The 2869-nt window shown below is 68.7% G+C and carries 3 protein-coding genes and 1 pseudogene; 1 reads left to right on the top strand and 3 read right to left on the bottom strand.

Annotated elements, in window-relative coordinates; translation table 11 throughout:
- Positions 1–284 precede the first annotated feature (284 nt).
- Genes P0D89_RS51990 through P0D89_RS51980 form a run of 3 tightly spaced genes read right to left on the bottom strand, consistent with a single transcriptional unit; the run spans position 285 to position 2499 of the window.
- Positions 285–1193 carry a hypothetical protein gene (locus tag P0D89_RS51990; RefSeq protein WP_408379486.1) on the bottom strand — a complete coding sequence of 303 codons (909 nt, stop codon included), beginning with the start codon at positions 1191–1193 and terminating at the stop codon, positions 285–287.
- 5 nt (positions 1194–1198) lie between these two features.
- On the bottom strand, positions 1199–1438 hold the full coding sequence (locus P0D89_RS51985) for a hypothetical protein (protein WP_408379483.1): 240 nt from the start codon (positions 1436–1438) through the stop codon (positions 1199–1201).
- A 5-nt stretch (positions 1439–1443) separates the two neighbouring features.
- Positions 1444–2499, bottom strand: a complete 1056-nt coding sequence (locus P0D89_RS51980) for a DNA-binding protein (RefSeq protein WP_408371093.1) — start codon at positions 2497–2499, stop codon at positions 1444–1446.
- Between the two features lie 166 nt (positions 2500–2665).
- Between P0D89_RS51980 and P0D89_RS51975 the strand changes: the two are divergent.
- Positions 2666–2869 (top strand): annotated as a pseudogene (locus tag P0D89_RS51975) (tyrosine-type recombinase/integrase); the annotation flags it as partial.

Genomic DNA, 2869 nt, shown 5'->3' with positions numbered 1-2869 from the left:
GGGGAGTTGATGGTAGGGGGAGCACCGTGGCGCGGCAATTCGGGTCGTCCCGCATATTGGGCAGATTGGGTCATGCCGCACTGCGACAGATGCGGCAGCGATCAAGGACTCACTCACGTCGTGCTTCGTCCCGGGCGGTGCCCTATGAAGAGGCGGGGAGAACCGCTCGGGCGCGGCGGTTCAGCGGGACAGCAATGCGAAATCTCACGGCGTGTCCGGTGTCGTGAACGACGCAATACCGGTAGCACCGCGACGTGCCACAAAGCATTGCCGGGTCGACCGCCTCACCGGTGCTGCACTTTGCGCGTCGCCATATACGTGTCAAACAGGTCTGCATGGAGCCGGCTGAGTTCCTGGCGCAGGTTCACCAGTTCGCGCTGGTCACCTTCATGTTCCCGGCGCAGGATCTCACCCAGCAGCGCCATCGCCCGCGACGCCGCCTGGTCGCGCTGCACGCGCGCCTCGCCCAGCCGGGCCGCCAGTGCCGGCTTGACCACCAGCAGCCACGCCGGAAACCACGCGTCATCGTCGACCTCGCCGGTGCCCGGAAACTCCGCATCGAAGCGCCGGCGTAGCGCGTCGAGCGACGCGTCGCCCAGTACGGGCAGCAATGCCGCAAACCGTGCCGGCGCCAGCCACGCCAGTTCCGCGAGCAGCGGCCACGCGGCATCCAGTCCGCCCGTCCGGTAGCGCGCCTCGGTCATCCACGCGAGGGGTGGCGGAATGCGCCACCACGATTCAATGCCCCCGACCGCATCACGGGCGGCCGCCCAGTCGCCGGCCAGCAGCCACAGCGGTGCAGCATGGCTGTCGGCATCGGCACGGAGAAAGGCCAGGGTCGCGGCCCGGTCGGCGAGCGCTCGCCAGCAGGGTGCGAGCCATGCGTGACCGGTCTGCGCGGGCAGCACCCGCCGGGCGGCGGGCACCACCTCGTCCTCCAGGTGACGGCGGGCGATGGCGAGCGCCGCGTGATCCGCAAAGGGCGCCGTCGATGCACGTTCGAGTTCGCGCACCAGCACGCTCATCGCGGGCAGCGCGCCATCGTCCGGGTATCCGGCAGCCAGCAGTTCCAGTGCGGTGCGAGCGGACACCGCATCGCGCCGCTGCAGCTGCTCCAGCACGTCGTTGCGCAACATCACGTCGCGGCTGTCGGCGAAGATATCCAGTTGCTTCACGGTCTGCTGCATGGTCATCGCGCTCAGAAAAGTTGCCTTTCAGGACGGGCCAGATTAGCCCACTTCACCGTGCTGCGGAAGGTGCGGCCGTCTTCGCCGACTGACTCGATGATCACGCGCCGGCCACCCGCTTCGGCGATCACGCGCACAGTGCGCTCGCCGTAGCGCATCAGCGCGCCGATCGGCGGGCAGGCCGGGGCCTGGCGACGGGTCCGCCCGGTTCGTCCTTTCCCCTCTTTCCGCGGGCGGTTGCTGCCGGCCATGCTGGCTACCCCCGCTTGCGGCGTGCCGCCGTCTTGCCGGATGGCATGGAGGTGGCCGGCGCCTTGCGCGGCGGGCCCGGTGTCCGTGCTGGACGGGCCGCGGCTGAGCGTGCCGTGGCGGCCTTCGGGCGAACGGGCCGCATTGCGTGTGCACCGGCCTCGCGCCGTGCCGCCAGTTGTTCCTGCAGCGTCGCGTTCGTAGCCTGGACGGCATCGAGCCGTCCCTGCAGCACGCCCGCCTGATGGCGGGCGTCAGCCAGTTGCGCCTGCAGCGCCTCGACCGCGCGGCGATGGTCCGCCTCGCGCCGGTCGGCCCGCTTCGTCGTCTCGTCCAGCTCCTTCTGCAGCTTCGTTGCGATGCTCCGCTCGCGGTCGATCTCGAGGAGCGCCCGTTTCTCCGCCGCACGCAGTCGTTCCTCCGCGCGTTCAGCCGCTTCCCGCAGCTTCTCCAGATCACGCGAGAAGCCTTCTCTCACCTCCACGATCTCGCGATCGCGCGCCGCCAGCGCCGTGCTACTCCGCTCGAGTTCCGCCTCCAGCGCCTGTCGCTGCGCGTGTCCTTCGGCCTGCGCCTTGTCCAGAGCCCGTACCTCGACCTGCGCGGCCAGCAGTGCGGCGGTGCGCTGCTCGAGCGCCGTCTCGACGCGACCCAGTTCGTCGCGGGCGGCGGCGACCGCCTGCTGTGCCTCGACGCGCTGCGCCTCGACCTCGTCGCGCAGCGCGTCGAGCGCGGTCCCGGCTGACGCGGTTGCGCGTGTCCAGAGGGTGGCGACCAGTTCGCCAGCGGCCGCGCCGAGATCGGCCGGCAGATCAGGATGCTCGATGCGCACCCGGCTCTTCTCGCGCAGTTCGGTCCAGAACTCCCCCAACACCTGCGTCGGCGTGCTCATGCTGCCGCGCTTCACCAGCTGGTAGAGCCGGTTCGCGGTCGGCGTGAGGCCGAAACGGAAGAACAGCAGCGCGCAGACCTCGCGGTAGAGCTCGCGGGTCTTCGGGAATTCGGCCTTCAGCCGGTCGATCTCGGCGGCGAGGCGGGTTTCGTCGGGCAGGACGTCAGACATGGAGGCGGTTTCAGTGAGATTTGACAAATAATATAACGTAAACCGCCAGATATCCGATTCCCGCGCGCTTATATTTTGACATTAATCCTGTAATGTTGAGATTATCAGGCTTGATGCGCGTATAATTACGTCCAGCCCGAAACCCGGCCCCGCCGCCTCTCCGACCATGACCACCGCCCTGCCCGCCCCGCGCCCGCTCGATGCGCTTGAACTGCCGCCCGACCTCGATGGCCGTCACGGCACGAATCGCGCCAACGGACGCAGGCAGGTCGCCGCGGGCACCGATCTCGAGGCACTTCGCGCCTGGCTCGCCCGTTTCGCCGATACGAAAACCACGTTTGACAACTACCGCAAGGAAGCCGAACGGCTG

The sequence above is a fragment of the Paraburkholderia sp. RL18-085-BIA-A genome (assembly GCF_046027075.1).
Lineage (GTDB): Bacteria > Pseudomonadota > Gammaproteobacteria > Burkholderiales > Burkholderiaceae > Paraburkholderia.
The sequence above is the reverse complement of the archived record's forward strand: the minus strand, read 5'-3'. Positions and strand labels throughout refer to the sequence as shown.

What these genes read in the sequence shown, in the direction of transcription:
- P0D89_RS51985 (WP_408379483.1), bottom strand. Translation starts at nt 1,438, where the DNA reads ATGGCCGGCAGCAACCGCCCGCGGAAAGAGGGGAAAGGACGAACCGGG.
- P0D89_RS51990 (WP_408379486.1), bottom strand. Translation starts at nt 1,193, where the DNA reads ATGACCATGCAGCAGACCGTGAAGCAACTGGATATCTTCGCCGACAGC.
- P0D89_RS51980 (WP_408371093.1), bottom strand. Translation starts at nt 2,499, where the DNA reads ATGTCTGACGTCCTGCCCGACGAAACCCGCCTCGCCGCCGAGATCGAC.